We start from the raw sequence: 16,621 nt of genomic DNA, 5'->3' as shown, positions 1-16,621 counted from the left end.
TAGTATATAAAAAAATTCCCGCAGAATTTGTCAAAACTCTGTGGGAATCTATATCCTATTATATTTTATCCTTTCCATTTGCGAATCTCAAGAAGTCCGGGTACCAGTACCCGTGCACTGGTGCGCAGGATGATTTCACCTTTTTCCGCGGTGGCTCCCGAAGGGTCCCCGCCGATCCCGATTGGCTTTCCATCTTTTGTCTTCCAGTCCTCGGACACCCATCCGATCGATACCTGCCCATAGGGAAGTAATGTTTGATTGTTCATAAACGCTTCCGGCTGTCCGGCTTCTGAAGTGTCCAGTTTTACCAGACTTTCATCCACTGCCATGACCATAGAGGTCTCCATCTCGCCTCCATGGAAATCCCAGATATTTCCTTCTGATATGGTGGCTTTCACATCCGGATGGCTAAACGCACCTGATGACAGGATGAACGGAGAAATTCCCAGTTCACTGCGCAGTTCCCGGCTTAAAATCTGTACCACCGGTGCATTTCCTCCATGGCATACAAGAAATGCAATTTTCTGAAATCCATGGTGTGCCAGGCTGACACAGATATCATAAAGTATATGATAATAGGTATCTGGCTTAAATGTGATGGAACCGCAAAAATTTTTATGTTCGGTGCTTAAGCCCACCGGAATCACCGGAAAAGCCAGAATCGGAAAATCTTTTTCACCGATTGCTTCCAGTTCTTCCCCTATATATTTTACCATAGCTTCTGCTATGATATCGTCGGTTCCCAGTGGCGCCTGATTGCCATGTTGCTCCAATGCGCCAAGGGGAATCAGGATAATCGTTTCTTTTTTATCTACCTGTTCCATCTCCAGACGGGTCAGGTCTCTGTAATTACGAATCATGCCTCTACTGCCCTCTTTACAAAGCTGACTTTGTGAATTCTCTCATAAAGAATATATCCGGCAATGCAGTTCAGTCCGATCTTGATTACGTTAAACGGAATCGTCGCCAGGATGATAAAAGAAGTCAGATTGGTAATGGATGGATTCACGGATGCCACCATCTGGATTACCTGATCCAGCGGAAGTTCCATTGCCTTCGCATACAGCGGCAGGGTAATACATGCATTACAGAAGCAGGCAAATGCTGTACGAATCACTACACTGGATACCATAGAAACTACAGCAGCTTTTCTGCTCTTTCCCATTTTTTTGTAAACAATCCACATCGGAATGACAAACAGGGCAATACCAATCAGATTAGCAAATTCACCCACATACATGGTGTTGGTACCTACTGTCACCAGCTTGATCAGAATCTTGATCACTTCCACCGCTGCCGCGGATGCCGGTCCCATAAGAAACAGGGCAATAATTGACGGCACATCACTGAAATCCAGCTTGTAAAACGGCGGCATCATCGGTACGGATATTTCCAGGGACATCAACGCTCCCGCCAGTGCAGCCAGCATAGCTGTGTAAATCATTTTCTGTGTGCTCCATTTTTTCTTTTCCATTTCTTTTTCCTCCAGAATATTATTTGAGCAGAATTCCTGATTACACGTTTTTCTCTATGCTACGCACTTTTGACACTGTAATCAATGATAAATTCCGGAAAGATGTATGGATTGTCAGAATAAAAGAAATAAAAGATCTCAGGTTCTTCGAAACCTGAGATCTTAATTTCAATTCTGATATCACGTGGCTTCCCGGCCACGCATCCATGCTTGAATCATCTTCTCTCATCCAGACTATACTGTCGGTACCGGAATCTCACCGGTTCAGCTGCTTCATCGCAGTTCGCGGACTATACCGCCGGTAGGGAATTACGCCCTGCCCCGAAGAATTTATTCTATTCTATTCTGTTCTGCACTTAAGATAGCACAATGAGTTAGATCTGTCAACCTGTTTTTAAAGTTCAGATTTTAGCTCTTGTCCGTCAATCTGCTTTTTCTATATTTTACGCAAACAGTGGTTTTAATGCCTCTGCCAGTTTGTCTTTCTGTGCCTGTGCTTCTGCCAGATCTTTACCTAACGTAGTAAAGTAGGTCTTGATCTTTGGCTCTGTTCCGGATGGACGAACTACTACAGTTGCGCCGCCTTCCAGTGCGTAGATGAGTACATTGGCTGCAGGAAGTCCGGTCTCTTCCGGTTTCTTGTAGTCTGTAACTTTTGTTACTGCGTAACCTGCGAATTCTGTCGGTGGGTTATCACGAAGCTGCTGCATAATGCCAGCCATCTTGTCCATTCCGGTCAGACCCGGGAATTCGTAGCTGTCTACCTTGTTCAGGTAACGGCCGTACTGAGCATAGATCTCTTCCATACGCTGCTTCAGGGAACTTCCGATACTGCGGTAATATGCTGCCATTTCGCAGATCAGCATAGAACCGATAACGGCATCTTTGTCACGTACGTATGGACCTGCCAGGTATCCGTAGCTTTCTTCAAATCCGAAGATAAAACGGTCTACTTCGCCTGCTGCTTCCAGCTGTGCGATCTGATCTCCGATCCATTTGAATCCTGTGAGGACATTTCTCATCTCTACCCCATAATGTGCTGCTACTGCGTCAGCCAACGGTGTCGATACGATGGATTTTACTGCAACTGCCTTTTCCGGCAGTGTTCCTTTTTCGATTCTTCCTGCGCAGATATAATCCAGAAGAAGAACTCCCACTTCATTACCACTTACCAGTTCATAAGATCCATCCGGGCACTTCATGGCAATACCTACACGGTCTGCATCCGGGTCAGTAGCCAGCATCAGGTCAGCACCAGTCTCTTTTGCCAGTTCCAGACCTTTTTCCAGTGCTGCAAAGATCTCCGGGTTCGGGTAGCTGCATGTGGTAAAATATCCATTCGGATATTCCTGTTCTGGTACGATGGTAATGTCTGTGATGCCGATATCCTTTAATACCTGTGTTACCGGCACCAGCCCGGATCCATTCAGTGGACTGTATACCAGCTTCAGTCCTGCAGTCTTACACAATCCCGGACGAACCTGACGAGATTCGATTGCTTCATAAAGTGCTTTCTTGCAGTCATCTCCTACGAAGCGGATCAGTCCCTGCTCTACGCCTTCTGCAAAGGATATATATTTTGCACCTGTCAGCACATCTGTCTTCTGAATCTCTTCATATACAATCGCTGCTGCATCATCAGTCATCTGGCATCCGTCCGGTCCATATGCCTTATATCCGTTATACTGTGCCGGATTATGGGATGCAGTCACCATAATACCTGCATTGCACTGATAATAACGTGTCGCAAAGGACAGTGCCGGTACCGGCATCAGTGCATCATAGATTCTCACCTTAATTCCATTGGCAGCCAGCACACCTGCGGCTGTCTTCGCAAATACATCACTTTTCAGACGGCTGTCATAACTGATCGCTACAGTCTGATTGCCACCCTGTGTCTTTACCCAGTTAGCCAGCCCCTGTGTTGCCTGACGTACTACATAAATATTCATTCGGTTCGTTCCTGCACCCAGTACTCCGCGCAGTCCTGCCGTGCCAAACTTTAAGGCAACGGCAAACCGTTCTTTAATCTCATCTTCATTGTCTTTGATTTTTGTAAGTTCTGGCTTTAAGTCAGCATCTTCCAAGTCCGCAACAAGCCAACGCTCGTATTCATTTCGATACATTTTTACCACTCCTACCTTGTTTTTTCTTCAAAATTTGTTCAATATGACAAATTCCCAATATAAATATACCTCTTTTCCATAGTCCTGTCAATTAGTTCTGCAAAACTATGCATAAGGGAACAAAAAAGATCCCTCCACATTTCTGTAGAAAGATCCTTTCCAAATCATTTATTCTATTGCCTGCTATATCTGAGCCTTATATGCTTCTATCGCATGAATTGTCAGATCATAAGATTCTTTTACTTTCTGATACAATGCTTCATCTGCCGGTGCACTGCACGGACGAAGCTGCTCTGTCAGCTCTGACACTCTCTCCATCAGTTCTGTAAATGCCAGATTGGCTGCCACGCCTTTCAAAGTATGTGCTGCACGAAAAGATTCCTGTACATCTCCCGCTGCCACAGATTTATTCAACAGATCCATGGAAGTATCATCCAGAAACTTCAGCATAAATTTTTCAATCAGTTTGTCCATTGCCAATCTGGATCTGGCATCCTCATAATTTCCATGCATCATGGCATAACATTCCTGCAGTGTCATAACTTTTCATCCTTTCTGTTTTCTCCGTGTTCAAGAATTACTTAAGCAGATTCTCATTCTCAAAATAGTCAATCTTCATGGCATGGCGCACTTCCTGAAGTGTAGCCGCCGCTGTCGCTTCTGCCTTTTTACTTCCTTCTCTTAAGATCTCATATACCTCCGGAAGTCTCTGTTCCCACATCTTACGTCTGTTGCGGATCGGTTCCAGTTCTGCCTGGAGAACTGCATTCAGGAACTTCTTCACTTTCACATCTCCCAGGCCACCACGCTGATAGTGGTCTTTTAATTCCTGAAGATTCTGGTAATCCGGAAGGAATTCCCGGAAATGTTCATCTCTGCAGAATGCATCCAGATAGATGAATACCGGATTGCCTTCTACCTTACCCGGATCCTGTACTCTCAAATGATTCGGGTCTGTGAACATGGACATAACCTTCTTCTTAATATCTTCCGGTTCTTCAGAAAGATAGATACAGTTACCAAGGGACTTGCTCATCTTTGCCTTGCCATCAATACCAGGCAGTCTCAGGCACGCCTGATTCTGTGGAAGCATAATACTCGGATCTGTCAGCGTCTCTCCATATACGGAATTGAACTTGTGTACAATCTCCTTACACTGCTCCAGCATCGGCATCTGATCCTCTCCTACCGGCACGGTAGTTGCATGGAATGCAGTAATATCTGCTGCCTGGCTGATCGGATAGCAGAAAAATCCGGTCGGGATACTGGCTTCAAAATCGCGCATCTTAATCTCTGCTTTTACAGTCGGATTACGCTGTAATCTGGATACCGTAACCAGATTCATATAGTAAAATGTAAGTTCGGTAAGCTGTGGTACCATGGACTGAATAAAAATCGTTGCCTTCTCAGGATCCAGACCGCATGCCAGATAATCCAGTGCCACCTGCATAATATTCTGACGCACCTTTTCCGGATGTTCCGCATTGTCAGTCAGTGCCTGTGCATCTGCAATCATGATATAGATATCATCGTATTCGCCGCTGTTCTGCAGTCTGACTCTCTCCTTTAATGATCCTACATAATGTCCTACATGAAGACGTCCTGTTGGACGATCCCCTGTTAAAATAACTTTTTTCACGAGTTGCCCCCACTTTCTTTATTTATTCCAACCAAACACAAAAGCCTCGATAAACCAGCACTTTCAAGTTTATCGAGGCTTTTCTCAAATAGCGGAAGGGAGATTTGAACTCTCGACACCACGGGTATGAACCGTGTGCTCTAGCCAACTGAGCTATTCCGCCACAACAATCAGTATTATAATGGATGATTTGAATGTTGTCAACTATTTTCTTATGAATTTATAAATCTTATTACCTCGCTAATTCTGCGCCCGGAACAGTATCTCATCCTCTCCTACCATTCCCAGTTTCTCTTTTGCTATTTCTCCTGCGTATTCTTCTGTCTTTACTCGTTCCTGAAGCTGGGCAATGTCTTCGGTGCGTTCGTTCTCCTCCTCAAGCTGGGCACTCAGTTTCTCAACCTGTTGTGCATATCCTGCATTCTTATCCTTCAGCTGGCTGCTCTGCACCAGCATGACACACAGTAAAATAAATACCACAGCCGAGATACAGATGATCTCTCTGCGATTGCTGCCCTTATATTTTCTTTTTGTCATTCTATACTCCCAAAAAGTCATGAACCGATTATCTTATTATGCTATATTATCCTATGTCATTCTACCTCGATTTCTGAACTTTTTCAACAGCTTTATACAAATCCTGCGCAAAAAAAACAGCACTCCCCACTGCACCCAGGCTCCAAGAAGAATGGCTGCTGCACTGTACCATCGTACTTCTCCATTATTTTCCAAAAAAGCTGACACAAAAATAATCAGTGCCGCCACACACCAGTACAGTAAATCTTCTATATTCACTGCCAGCATTCCATGCCGTATCACTTTTCGCAGCCCCACCAGGATCAGATAACACCAGATCAGTAATGCTCCTGTCAGAAAACTTTCCATAAAAAAAACTGCTTCCTGTTTTATCATTACACTCATACTCAGTCCAGCAGCCTTTGAAGCAGATTTCCTTCTCTTTTTCTTTTGTGTCCTTTTGCAGAATAAACCAGACTGTCCACCTGCCCCTCCAGTTCTGCTTCTCCCTTCTCCAGATTCAGTTTGCTGATATGCAGTCCTTTCCCCCTGATCGTCAGCATCCCCATATCCGTGTCCATCACAATCTCATTCTCATCAAAGGACAGGACATCACTGACTCCGCTTACCGCTCCGTTTTTCCTTCCGGCAATCCAGATCCGGTGCGCACCGGACAACTGTTTTTCTTCCATACGTTTCCCCTGATCCACTCTTATTTTATATGTATGCCGGACGTAAAAACTCAGAACAGAAAAAACTCGCAAATGATGCGTATTATCGATCAATTGCGAGTTCTTATTTACAGATACTTATATAGATCCTGTGCTTCGTCCTTTTTCACGGTCTCCTGTACATTCAGTACTTCTACTTTTACACTTCTGGTTCCAAACTGAATCTCAATGATATCTCCGGCTTTCACATTCACCGATGCCTTAGCCACCTTGTCATTGACCAGAACACGACCTGCATCACATGCTTCATTGGCAACCGTTCTTCTCTTAATCAGACGAGACACCTTCAGAAATTTATCAAGTCTCATATCCGATTAATTGATAGCGTCCTTTAATGCTTTTCCTGCTTTGAACTTAGGGGACTTAGATGCTGCGATCTGCATTGTCTCACCTGTCTGTGGATTTCTTCCTTCTCTTGCTGCTCTCTCAGATACTTCGAAAGTTCCGAATCCAACTAACTGGATCTTTTCACCTTTTTTCAGTTCTTCTTCTACTACATCTGTGAAAGCCTTTAATGCCTTCTCTGCATCTTTCTTGGATAATTCTGTTTTTTCAGCAATTGCTGCGATTAATTCTGTTTTGTTCATGAATGTATTCCTCCTCTTATCTCTTCGCTTCTCGATTCTATCGATTCGGCTGCTGCACTGAACCTATCCCGTTTCAAATGCCTGTTATATTTATATACCGAGTGCCTTGTTTTGTCAAGTTCCGTTAAAGGAATCCCAGAAAAATACGACGTTTTTCCTCCTGAAATGTCAGTTTTTCCAGCTTTTCCATGCTTTTCCAGGACGCACAGGACTTGCGGCAGTTATAATACTGATTTGCTACTTTCCAGAACTTTTCCGGATAAGACAGCCGTATTTTCAGATAGGCAACTTCTCTGTCTGCCAGCGGTCTTTCTCTGCTGTAAGCATCCAGCATCTGATCTCCTGTCTGTGGTGACCATTCCTGCTTTTCCATGATCTTTCTTACAAACTGATACAGGTCGTTGATCTGAATATCATACCCACATTTTTCAAAATTAGCCGTAAAAATCTGCCTTCGTCCAAGAAAATATACGTTATGCTGATTGTAATTCCCGTGACATAACTGTCCCATTTTCAGGCTGTTTTGATACAGTTCCTCATAACCTGACTGTTCCAGTTCCCAGGCAGCTGCCTTTGCCTGCTGTGCAAAACGGTCATACTCTTTTAGGAACAGTCTCTCAAATCCTGTTTTCTGCTTTCTTTTACGAATAAATTCATAGATCTTCTTCAATTCCCGGTTATGGCGCCTCCAGATATCCCGCAGATCTTCCCCGGCATATTCTGTTTTTTCTTCTGGTCTCCAGACCATATACCCATGTAGCCTGGCAAGACTGCTTACCGCCTGGCGCACGTCTGTGCTGTTTTTGGTATCGCATTCCCTGCCCTCATACCAGTCCTTCAGAATATAACTCTGCTCATCCCGGTCTCTGCAGAGCAGTCTGCCTTCTTTGTTTGCCACTGCTTTATCCACAGGCTGATATCCTTTTTCTTCCATATGCTGCAAAAGCTGACTGGTAAATGCAGCTTTCTTTTCTGATCCGTTATAATCTGCCAGAATCTTGGTTCCAAGAGAGGTCTCACAAATATAAGATCCTCTGCCACGCCGTGCACTGATCAGCTCCAGATCATATTCTTCCAATACCTTCAGACTTTTTTCGTTCACTCATACCCCTCCCCCTTCGCTCTTTCTATCCTATGCAGGGGGAGGGAAGTTTATGTGTCAGCCTTTGTACCTGCGCCTGATATCAGTTTTTCTTCAGATAAGTATCCATCAGATATGCTTTCTCATTGTGGGAAGGTTCTTCCAGCACATCCTCCAGCATCTTCTTCAGAATCTCGCCGATCTTTTTTCCAGGCTTCATACCTGCATCAATCAAATCTTTTCCTGTCACTGCAAGCTGTTTCAGAGAAATGCAGTCTCTGCGCTGCATAATTTCTTCATAAGTCTTTTGCACCTGTTCAAGATTCAGCAGTTTTTCCAGCCTCCGATATTCACTCTGAGCCAATATATCGGCTCCCATCACCTGAAAAAGTCCAGGAAAGATATCTTCTCCCGCTCTGTGGACCAGCCTGCGAATCTGACGTTCATCTGGCTGCGGTCTGGCATCATGGTACAGCACCATACGCTTCACCTGATCCATCGTGGCATTATCAAACTTCAGCCGGCGCAGGATCCTGCCTGTCATCTCTGCGCTGATTCTGGCATGTCCGTGAAAATGATCTACACCATCTACTGTGGTCCGTGCCTGCGGCTTCCCGAAATCATGAAACAATACTGCCAGACGAAGTACTTTATCCGGATCAGTAAATTCCAGTGCTTTTAAAGTGTGTTCTCCCACGTTATACATATGGTGTGGATGATGCTGAGGCGTCTCCATGCAGGCATCAAATTCCGGAAGGACAACGCGGGTGAGTCCCAGTTCATATGCAGTACGCATCATCTCCGGATGTGGTGATACCAGCATTTTCACCAGTTCTGTCTGAATTCGTTCCGCACTGATATCCTTCAGATTCCCTGCAAGTTTTCTGGCAGCCTGTGCTGTCTGCTCTTCGATGATAAAACCAAGCTGCGCCGCGAAACGCACGGCTCTGAGAATTCGAAGGGCATCTTCTTCAAAACGTTCCGTTGCCACGCCGACACAGCGAATCACACCGTCTTCCAGGTCTTCTACGCCCCCAAACAAATCCACCATTCCACAGCTGTCATTATATGCCATGGCATTGATGGTAAAGTCTCTTCTTCGCAGATCCTCTCTTAATTCTCCAGTAAAATTCACCTGTTCCGGGTGGCGGTGGTCACGGTATTCTCCGTCAATCCGGTAAGTCGTCACTTCAAACCCTTCCCTGTCCATCATGACCGTAACGGTTCCATGTTCAATACCGGTATCGATGGTCCGGTGAAACAGTTCTTTGACCTGCTCCGGCAATGCCGATGTAGTAATATCCCAGTCTGCAGGTTCTCTTCCAATTACACTGTCCCGCACACATCCCCCTACTGCATAAGCTTCATAGCCGGCCTCTTCCAGTGTCTGTATAATCCTGCTTACCTTCTCCGGTAACTGTATCTTCATACGTTCTCTCCTTATTTGTTTTATAAATCGGGAAATGCCGAAACACGTTATCTTCCGCATTTCGGCATCTACTTTAAGACCAGAAATATGCAAGTACCACAATTCCCAGGATGATACGGTACCATCCGAATACCGTAAAGCTGTGCTTGCGGATATAACCCAGCAGCAGTTTAATTACCACAATGGATACCACAAATGCTACTACCATACCAATCAGAAGCAGTACAATCTCGCCGGACGTAAATACCAGTCCGAATTTGACGATCTTCAGAAGACTGGCACCCAGCATAACCGGTACCGCCAGAAAGAAGGTAAATTCTGCCGCTACGGTTCTGGATATACCGATCATGATCGCTCCGAGAATCGTCGCACCGGATCTGGACGTTCCAGGAAATACTGCTGCAATCAGCTGAAATGCACCAATACAGAATGCCATTGGATAAGTAATCTCTGCAATGGAATTTACCTTTGGCTGTACGTCCTTATTCTGATGTTCAATCACGATAAACAGCACACCAAAAACAATCAGCGCAAATGCTACTGTCCAATAGTTGTAAAACAGACGATCCAGTTCCTCTTCAAACAGGATTCCAACGACTGCCGCCGGTACACAGGCAACCAGAATCTTGAACCACATGGAAAAGGTATCTTTTTTGATAAAGAACTTTTCCTTTGTGGAAAATGGCCATAGCTTCGGGAAATACAGCATCACCACTGCCAGAATCGCCCCAAGCTGAATTACCACCAGAAACATGGACATAAAGTCCTCTGACACATTCAGTTTTACCAGTTCATCAAGCAGAATCATGTGCCCGGTACTGCTGACCGGGAGCCACTCGGTAATTCCTTCTACGACTCCAAAGAGAATCGCCTTTAAAATCTCAATTATTTCCATACTTTCTCTCCTTATTCTTTATATTTATCCAGAAATCCGATAAACAGATTTCCTGATTTTTCAAACAATGCCAGAGAATCCTCATCACTGAGCAGATACGTATCATCTGCACCAGGCTTGTAAAAACTGATATTTCCCCACTGGTCATATCCGGTAAGAATCCGGACGCCATCTGTCGTGTCTGCGATCACCGGATTGCCTTCACTGATAAAATAGAGAATCTCATCCATGTTGCAGCCGGCCAGATTCAACACTATTTTATCCGAAAGCTGCTGTGTCAGTTCATCCATGTCCATGGTTCCGTTTAAAATACACTGTGGTATATCGGCAAGCCGGATCGTACTTTCTGTTGCTTTATTTCCACGCTCCCAGATATACTGCTGGTTCTTATTGACCACCACACCAAACAGTTCATCCGCCTTCACAATGGCAGTATTGGCATTCTCATACATGCCTGCCAGAGTTCCCTTGGCATAGACATAATAGATCTCTTCCTCATTAGCTGTATATGGAATCGTAATCTTCTTCGCTTCCTTCTGTACCAGCATGCTGCTGCGCACGACTTTCGGCGTCTGAGAGATCACTCCATCTCCAAGAAGCAATACCTCTTCCGTCTTTTTGCGGTCTGTTACCTGTGTAGTCAGCCCGATGCCGGAATCATCTGCCACATTATCAATGATATGATCTTCTCCTGCATCTACCCAGTCATTGCCGGACTTCTGTACTCTCGTCATGGTTAGCAGACGATCTGTAATCTCTCCGCCTGTGACATAGACACCTGTCTGTGCATATTCTTTCAGCGGCTGTGCATTCTCATCCACAATATTCACCTGCTTCATCGGGAACAGTTCATTTCCCTCCTGGGTTACATCAATATCTGCTGTATCTGCCACACCATATATCAGAGACTCATTCAGATATCCCAGCATACGGACACGTTCACTGTCCGGGCAGCTGATCTCATTTACTTTGCCACTCTCCAGATCCATCATGGCAATGGTGGTTGAATCATATGGTTTATTTTCCTTCAGGTACGCAAAATACTGTCCGGAACCGGAACCTTCCACACATCCCAGCTTCAGACCATCCATCAGGGTGCTCTTTTCCATGGTCATCAGATTGATCTGATAAATGCTTCCATCCAGAAGCATGTAGAACATAGACTGGTCGTCTGTCACATATGCCAGCTTCTCTACATCCATACGCAGCAGATCGAAAGAACGGTCAGTATCCACAAACAGCTTTTCTTCCACTGTTCCGGAACCTGCATCGTAATAATACAGCGCCACGCCGGATTCTCCCTCGTGACGTCCCCGGTTCATATAACCCGCCACGATAAAATATACATTTCCACTCTCGCTGACACGGAGCACACGGATCCCATGTTCTCCGTAGATATCCCGGTAATCACTGTCTCCTTTCTGACGGAATGTAAAGATCTGCGCCATCTTACCGCTCTGTGCATCATAGCTCCACAATTCTCCGCTCTGTTCAAATGCAAAATAGTTGTGGTTGCTGTCACTGGCAAATGAGATATCATTCTGGGTAATGCCCAGGTTAATTCCGGTATCCGTAATCACGCCATTATCCGGATCAAATACCTCATCTGTCGTACGTTCAAAGTCAAGCAGCATCACCACTTCATCCGCATAACGGAGACGGAAATATTCATTTACTGTGTATAACTCCACATTTCCGTCTTCATCCTCCGCACTGATCAGGTACTGCTGAGTGATCGTTGCCGTGGTCTCGTTCAGTTCTTTGATTGCCGGAATGGATTTGTAATAAATCTGTGGATTCAGATTGCCCCATTCCAGTTGATCCGTGGTTGTGTGAATATCCATATAGGAAAGATTCATCTGTTCCACATCATTTTCCGGTTCCAGGTAAACTGCCAGAGAATCCGCATTCTTATTCAGACAGTTATCTGAAAACATATTCACAAAATCCAGATATTCTCTGGTATGCAGACTGTCCTGCTGTACCAGTCTGGTATAATAGTAAACATCTTTTCCATCTGACTTAAGCTGAATCTTTAATACATATTCCTGATTCATACGGATCTTGCCAGCCAGCGTGAAATTCGCCGTAATATATTCCCCATCATCCGTGATATCCGTCACATTGGTATTTTCCAGCGACTTTGTACCATCAATGGTAAGCACTTCAAAGTAAATATCCTGTACTTTGGCGCCGAATGTCTGCACACGGATGGACAGATTCCTGTCTGTGGAGATCGGAGTCAGTGTATCCCTGACCATAGTCACTTCCATGGGTTCTACGTATCCATGCAAAGAATTCATATCCACATCTTTATATCTCATATATACCAGAGGCAGTGTGGCTTTTTCCATATCTTCTGTCTGAACGGTCACTTCATCATCCATCATATAGGCAAATCCTGCCAGCGAACCGACAAAGAGCAGAAGAAGCACTCCTATCTTAATCAGTATCTTTTTCATCTTCCCCTCCTAACCGAAGTCTGTAAAACAATGGATTCACATTCCATGCATCCATACATTCCCGCAGTTTTTGACGCATCTGCTGTTTCTTCTCCGGCGTCGCCTCTTCTTGTCGAACTGCCCGGATCAGTATATTCTTCGGGGTATGTTCCATATCGATAAATTCCAGCACCTGCACACGGTATCCTTCCAGTTCCAGTACATCTGCCCGGAAAGCATCCGTCATCAGAGCTGCCATCCTTTCCTGTATCAGTCCATATTTTAATACCGGCTGCTGCAGACTGCTGTGCATCTGGCGGTTCAATTCATGGTGACAGCATGGCACAGCAAAGATTACCTTCGCATTCCATTCCAGTGCTTTCTCCAACGCATAATCGGTAGCAGTATCACAGGCATGGAGAGATACTACCATATCTACCTGATCTACACCGTCATAATCTGCAATATCCCCGGTCAGAAATGTCAGGCGGTCATACCCATAATGGTCCGCCAACTCCTGGCAATGCTCCATCACATCTCTTTTCAGATCCAGTCCGATCATACGGATCCGGTACTGCTTCTTCACTGTCAGATAATAATACAGGGCAAAAGTCAGATAAGACTTGCCGCACCCGAAATCAATCAGCGTCAGTTCCCGGTCTGCATTCAGTTCCGGCAGGATATCCTCCACAAATTCCAGATACCGGTTGATCTGACGGAACTTGTCATAACGAGACTTTACGATCTTCCCTTCCTGAGTCATAACGCCCAGATCTACCAGAAATGGCACTGGTGTTCCTTCTTCCAGAAGATAGCGTTTTTTCCGGTTATGCTCCAGCGGCTTTGCCTGCCTCTTCTGCGGCACAATCCGCTGCTTTATCGTTGCTTTTCCTTTTTTGCTCACCATAGCCTGCACAGACTGCACGGTGGTATCCATCTGAAGCTGACGGTAATCCTGCCTCATCCATTCTCCTATCTGTTCCAGCAATTCTTCCCTGGGATAGTTTTTATGAAATTCTTTTTTTCCATCTGAAACGCAGGTCTGAAAATACAACTGCCCTTTTAACTGCACTGGACGGATCTTCACTTTATCCGGTATCTCTGTGTGCCGCTTTCCACTAATGGTCATGCGCAGCATATTCTCATTCATTGCCTGATTCAGTAAATTCAGTAACTGTTCCATTCTATACTCCTCATCTTTAAAACGGGCACATCTCCCATCTGTTATATATTAATCGTTTTTTGCAGAAACCTCAACTAAAAAAAGAGTGAACAACGTGGCTTTTTGCCTGACGTCTTTCACTCTTTTGAGTTTATTTCAGATATTTTCGCAGTGTTTTCTCAAGTTTTCCAATATCCAGCGGTTTGGAAAGATGCCCGTTCATTCCACTTGCCAGAAATTTTTTCACATCTTCTTCAAATGCATTGGCACTCATGGCAATAATCGGAATGTTTCTGCAGTCTTCTCTTTCCAGACCACGGATATTTTCTGCTGCCTCAAGTCCATTCATCACTGGCATCATGATATCCATCAGGATCATGTCATATGTTCCTTCCGGCGTCACCTTCATGCGTTCCACAGCCTGTTTTCCATTGACCACGCTGTCTGTCTGAATATGATATTCAGACAAAATTGTCTGAATAATCTCCAGATTCAGTTCATTATCTTCCACAATCCTTCCTTCACGTATGCATCCACATACTGATCCAGTTCTTCCTGTGTAAAATACTGTGTCAGATCTGTAAGTACACCATCCTTCTGCAGCACATAAGCAGAATCTGTATAAGTAGAAAATACATCCGGCATATCCTCTGCTCCAACTTCTGTATTCACTGCATCCCGAATGGCACTCTCCAGATCTGATACAGATCCTTTGCTGGTTTCTTCCACATAGATTCCCAGATCTTTTCCCACTGTACCGTTAAATTCTTCTACCAGTTTATCAAACGCAGCCTGATGAACCCCGTTATAATAATGCCAGACTGTCAGCGTAACCGGATTTTCAGGGTCCAGAATTCCCCCGTCATCATATGCGTCCTCAGCCTGTGCAGTCGCGCCAAATACCAGAACGGTTGCCAGTAACGCTATTACTGCTTTCTTTTTCATAGCCGTTTCCCTGCTCTTTCTCTCTTTGTTTCTTCTGTCAGCAATTTCTCTGTCTTAAGATGTTTTCTTTACACAATACCTTTGTTTTTTATCATAACAATCACACTATCTGCTATCAACCTGTTCAGGCTGTCTCTGCTCTACCATCTGCGGCAGCTGCGGTGCCTGCACCTTCTGTGGTACATCTCATGCTGCAGCAGTACCTGTACCAGATCCCCAAACCAGTCCGATGGACGAGGTGGCTGCGGTGGCATTGGCGGTCTGGATGGTCCTGGCGGTGGCTGCGGTGGTCTTCTCTGGGATACTCCATATTCGTGATTCATCACATAGATATCCTCTTCCTGCAGTCTGCTCTGTTCCTGCTCCCATTTTTCCATCTGACCTTCCATCTTGCGGCGGATTCCATCTGCCATATCCAGAATCCTCTGTTTTTCCGGCATCTCATCGAACATAATACTGCCTTCATACTCCATCGTATCACAGGCTCTCTCTACTTCTGCGAGAATCTCCCGAATCCTTGCCGGATACAGTTCCTTCATCCTTGCCAGATCTTCTTCATCCTGTTTTGCAAGCTGCATCAGCTCCCGGTTATCCATGTCCAGACGCCCGGTCTGTACCGCCTTTTCTGCTCGTGGACTCCAGTTTTCTGTCATCATACGGTCACAGTTAGGATAACATGGGCATCCTTCCGGGCCACAGCATCCTTTTTGTTTTTCATTCATATCTGCTCCTGACTTCAGTCATATCCCTACACTATATGCCAGTCAGAAAAGATGGTTCCTGTCACACTTCCAGCAGTTCAAATGCACTTCCGGATGGCTGTACGGTAAACTCCATCCGTTTCCCTGTCGCCGGATGAATGAACTGTAACCGGTGTGCACAGAGCGCAATCATCTCACCTTTTTTTGCCTGCGGGTTATACTTCTGATCTCCGTAAAGAGGTGTTCCATTTGCCGCCATTTGCACCCGGATCTGATGATGCCGTCCGGTAAATAACTCAATCTCTGCCAGTGCCATCTGTTCCTTTTCTTTCAGGATATGATACTGTAATTCCGCTTTTTTTGCTCCCGCAGTTTTGGAGGAAACTACTTCAGACAGATTCGTTTTTCCATTCTTTTTCAGATAATCGATCAGTCTGTCACTCTTCTTCTCCGGTATGCCACAGGTCACTGCCTGATAGTATTTTTTCATGCATCCATTCTGCGCCTGTGCGCTTAAGCTGGCAGCACTCCCGGGATTACGTGCAAAGACAACCAGGCCCTGTACCGGCTGATCCAGACGATGGACAATGCCAAGATATGGGTTCGACTTGCCAGTCTGCTCAAAATAATATGTTTTCAGTATACTCTCCAGATCTTTTCTGCCAAAGGATGCATTCTGGACGGCAAGGCCCGAAGGCTTATGGCAGACACAGATGTGAGAGTCTTCGTATATGATATAATTCATGTTCGTTCCTTTCCTGTCAACGTCCGGGATGATATCCCCGGACTATTTACATAAAATCCGTAGGCATCAAAGTCAGAGGCTTTTGACCCCGACATCATATTATGAAAAAAGGATCCCCATAAATGGGAATCCTTTCGACGCTTCGTTAG

19 protein-coding genes, 1 tRNA gene and 1 riboswitch are annotated in these 16,621 nt (G+C 45.1%); all 20 genes read right to left on the bottom strand.

All coding sequences use genetic code 11. The features are described 5' to 3' along the window. Positions 1 to 65: 65 nt before the first annotated feature. The 20 genes from H8716_RS08275 to H8716_RS08180 all read right to left on the bottom strand — a co-directional run bounded on the left by H8716_RS08275 (position 66) and on the right by H8716_RS08180 (position 16,472). Positions 66 to 860, bottom strand: a complete 795-nt coding sequence (locus H8716_RS08275) for a creatininase family protein (RefSeq protein ID WP_249308101.1) — start codon at positions 858 to 860, stop codon at positions 66 to 68. Next, on the bottom strand, positions 857 to 1,474 hold the full coding sequence (locus H8716_RS08270; protein WP_249308100.1) for an ECF transporter S component: 618 nt from the start codon (positions 1,472 to 1,474) through the stop codon (positions 857 to 859). Before H8716_RS08270 ends, H8716_RS08275 begins: the two co-directional genes overlap by 4 nt. 213 nt (positions 1,475 to 1,687) lie before the next feature. Further along, positions 1,688 to 1,807: riboswitch (FMN riboswitch) on the bottom strand. A 110-nt stretch (positions 1,808 to 1,917) separates the two neighbouring features. Further along, on the bottom strand, positions 1,918 to 3,600 hold the full coding sequence (locus tag H8716_RS08265; protein WP_249308099.1) for a phospho-sugar mutase: 1,683 nt from the start codon (positions 3,598 to 3,600) through the stop codon (positions 1,918 to 1,920). A 183-nt stretch (positions 3,601 to 3,783) separates the two neighbouring features. Beyond that, complete coding sequence (locus tag H8716_RS08260; RefSeq protein WP_249308098.1) at positions 3,784 to 4,140, bottom strand: Hpt domain-containing protein; 357 nt, start codon at positions 4,138 to 4,140, stop codon at positions 3,784 to 3,786. 37 nt (positions 4,141 to 4,177) lie between these two features. Beyond that, a complete protein-coding gene (trpS, locus tag H8716_RS08255; RefSeq protein ID WP_249308097.1) occupies positions 4,178 to 5,239 on the bottom strand; it encodes a tryptophan--tRNA ligase in 1,062 nt (353 codons plus the stop codon). 89 nt (positions 5,240 to 5,328) lie between these two features. Further along, positions 5,329 to 5,402, bottom strand: a tRNA-Met gene (locus tag H8716_RS08250). Positions 5,403 to 5,479: 77 nt separating this feature from the next. Then, complete coding sequence (locus tag H8716_RS08245; protein ID WP_249308096.1) at positions 5,480 to 5,776, bottom strand: FtsB family cell division protein; 297 nt, start codon at positions 5,774 to 5,776, stop codon at positions 5,480 to 5,482. A gap of 51 nt (positions 5,777 to 5,827) precedes the next feature. Next, positions 5,828 to 6,151, bottom strand: coding sequence for a spore cortex biosynthesis protein YabQ (yabQ, locus tag H8716_RS08240; protein ID WP_330606533.1), 324 nt, complete (start codon positions 6,149 to 6,151; stop codon positions 5,828 to 5,830). 11 nt (positions 6,152 to 6,162) lie between these two features. Then, positions 6,163 to 6,447: a sporulation protein YabP gene (gene yabP, locus H8716_RS08235; protein ID WP_249308094.1), complete on the bottom strand. Its 285-nt coding sequence runs from the start codon at positions 6,445 to 6,447 to the stop codon at positions 6,163 to 6,165. Positions 6,448 to 6,554: 107 nt separating this feature from the next. Beyond that, positions 6,555 to 6,794 (bottom strand): RNA-binding S4 domain-containing protein, encoded by a 240-nt coding sequence (locus H8716_RS08230; protein WP_249308093.1) that lies wholly within the window; start codon positions 6,792 to 6,794, stop codon positions 6,555 to 6,557. A 6-nt stretch (positions 6,795 to 6,800) separates the two neighbouring features. Then, on the bottom strand, positions 6,801 to 7,073 hold the full coding sequence (locus H8716_RS08225; RefSeq protein WP_249308092.1) for an HU family DNA-binding protein: 273 nt from the start codon (positions 7,071 to 7,073) through the stop codon (positions 6,801 to 6,803). Positions 7,074 to 7,197: 124 nt separating this feature from the next. Continuing rightward, positions 7,198 to 8,175, bottom strand: a complete 978-nt coding sequence (locus tag H8716_RS08220) for a CotS family spore coat protein (RefSeq protein WP_249308091.1) — start codon at positions 8,173 to 8,175, stop codon at positions 7,198 to 7,200. Positions 8,176 to 8,257: 82 nt separating this feature from the next. After that, a complete protein-coding gene (locus tag H8716_RS08215; RefSeq protein WP_249308090.1) occupies positions 8,258 to 9,583 on the bottom strand; it encodes a CCA tRNA nucleotidyltransferase in 1,326 nt (441 codons plus the stop codon). A 73-nt stretch (positions 9,584 to 9,656) separates the two neighbouring features. Then, positions 9,657 to 10,478, bottom strand: a complete 822-nt coding sequence (locus H8716_RS08210; RefSeq protein WP_249308089.1) for an undecaprenyl-diphosphate phosphatase — start codon at positions 10,476 to 10,478, stop codon at positions 9,657 to 9,659. Between the two features lie 11 nt (positions 10,479 to 10,489). Next, the gene (locus H8716_RS08205; RefSeq protein ID WP_249308088.1) at positions 10,490 to 12,940 is read right to left on the bottom strand and encodes a hypothetical protein; all 2,451 of its coding nucleotides are present in this window, start codon (positions 12,938 to 12,940) and stop codon (positions 10,490 to 10,492) included. Further along, the gene (locus H8716_RS08200) at positions 12,921 to 14,102 is read right to left on the bottom strand and encodes a class I SAM-dependent methyltransferase (protein ID WP_249308087.1); all 1,182 of its coding nucleotides are present in this window, start codon (positions 14,100 to 14,102) and stop codon (positions 12,921 to 12,923) included. Before H8716_RS08200 ends, H8716_RS08205 begins: the two co-directional genes overlap by 20 nt. A gap of 130 nt (positions 14,103 to 14,232) precedes the next feature. Continuing rightward, positions 14,233 to 14,592 carry a response regulator gene (locus tag H8716_RS08195; RefSeq protein WP_249308086.1) on the bottom strand — a complete coding sequence of 120 codons (360 nt, stop codon included), beginning with the start codon at positions 14,590 to 14,592 and terminating at the stop codon, positions 14,233 to 14,235. Continuing rightward, complete coding sequence (locus H8716_RS08190; RefSeq protein ID WP_249308085.1) at positions 14,574 to 15,026, bottom strand: type 2 periplasmic-binding domain-containing protein; 453 nt, start codon at positions 15,024 to 15,026, stop codon at positions 14,574 to 14,576. The genes H8716_RS08195 and H8716_RS08190 overlap by 19 nt, the downstream gene beginning before the upstream one ends. 140 nt (positions 15,027 to 15,166) lie before the next feature. Next, complete coding sequence (locus tag H8716_RS08185) at positions 15,167 to 15,748, bottom strand: hypothetical protein (RefSeq protein WP_249308084.1); 582 nt, start codon at positions 15,746 to 15,748, stop codon at positions 15,167 to 15,169. Between the two features lie 61 nt (positions 15,749 to 15,809). Continuing rightward, a complete protein-coding gene (locus tag H8716_RS08180; protein ID WP_249308083.1) occupies positions 15,810 to 16,472 on the bottom strand; it encodes an RluA family pseudouridine synthase in 663 nt (220 codons plus the stop codon). Between the last annotated feature and the right edge of the window lie 149 nt (positions 16,473 to 16,621).

The organism is Jingyaoa shaoxingensis, from assembly GCF_014385005.1.
Classification (GTDB): domain Bacteria; phylum Bacillota; class Clostridia; order Lachnospirales; family Lachnospiraceae; genus Marvinbryantia; species Marvinbryantia shaoxingensis.
This window is presented reverse-complemented; position numbering and strand designations above follow the sequence as displayed.

Excerpts from the sequence above, each read along its gene's own strand:
- H8716_RS08270 (WP_249308100.1), bottom strand. The coding sequence starts at position 1,474 with ATGGAAAAGAAAAAATGGAGCACACAGAAAATGATTTACACAGCTATG.
- H8716_RS08275 (WP_249308101.1), bottom strand. The coding sequence starts at position 860 with ATGATTCGTAATTACAGAGACCTGACCCGTCTGGAGATGGAACAGGTA.
- H8716_RS08190 (WP_249308085.1), bottom strand. The coding sequence starts at position 15,026 with ATGAAAAAGAAAGCAGTAATAGCGTTACTGGCAACCGTTCTGGTATTT.
- H8716_RS08230 (WP_249308093.1), bottom strand. The coding sequence starts at position 6,794 with ATGAGACTTGATAAATTTCTGAAGGTGTCTCGTCTGATTAAGAGAAGA.
- H8716_RS08185 (WP_249308084.1), bottom strand. The coding sequence starts at position 15,748 with ATGAATGAAAAACAAAAAGGATGCTGTGGCCCGGAAGGATGCCCATGT.
- H8716_RS08245 (WP_249308096.1), bottom strand. The coding sequence starts at position 5,776 with ATGACAAAAAGAAAATATAAGGGCAGCAATCGCAGAGAGATCATCTGT.
- H8716_RS08180 (WP_249308083.1), bottom strand. The coding sequence starts at position 16,472 with ATGAATTATATCATATACGAAGACTCTCACATCTGTGTCTGCCATAAG.
- yabP (WP_249308094.1), bottom strand. The coding sequence starts at position 6,447 with ATGGAAGAAAAACAGTTGTCCGGTGCGCACCGGATCTGGATTGCCGGA.
- H8716_RS08200 (WP_249308087.1), bottom strand. The coding sequence starts at position 14,102 with ATGGAACAGTTACTGAATTTACTGAATCAGGCAATGAATGAGAATATG.
- H8716_RS08260 (WP_249308098.1), bottom strand. The coding sequence starts at position 4,140 with ATGACACTGCAGGAATGTTATGCCATGATGCATGGAAATTATGAGGAT.
- yabQ (WP_330606533.1), bottom strand. The coding sequence starts at position 6,151 with ATGATAAAACAGGAAGCAGTTTTTTTTATGGAAAGTTTTCTGACAGGA.
- H8716_RS08210 (WP_249308089.1), bottom strand. The coding sequence starts at position 10,478 with ATGGAAATAATTGAGATTTTAAAGGCGATTCTCTTTGGAGTCGTAGAA.
- H8716_RS08205 (WP_249308088.1), bottom strand. The coding sequence starts at position 12,940 with ATGAAAAAGATACTGATTAAGATAGGAGTGCTTCTTCTGCTCTTTGTC.
- H8716_RS08265 (WP_249308099.1), bottom strand. The coding sequence starts at position 3,600 with ATGTATCGAAATGAATACGAGCGTTGGCTTGTTGCGGACTTGGAAGAT.
- H8716_RS08225 (WP_249308092.1), bottom strand. The coding sequence starts at position 7,073 with ATGAACAAAACAGAATTAATCGCAGCAATTGCTGAAAAAACAGAATTA.
- H8716_RS08215 (WP_249308090.1), bottom strand. The coding sequence starts at position 9,583 with ATGAAGATACAGTTACCGGAGAAGGTAAGCAGGATTATACAGACACTG.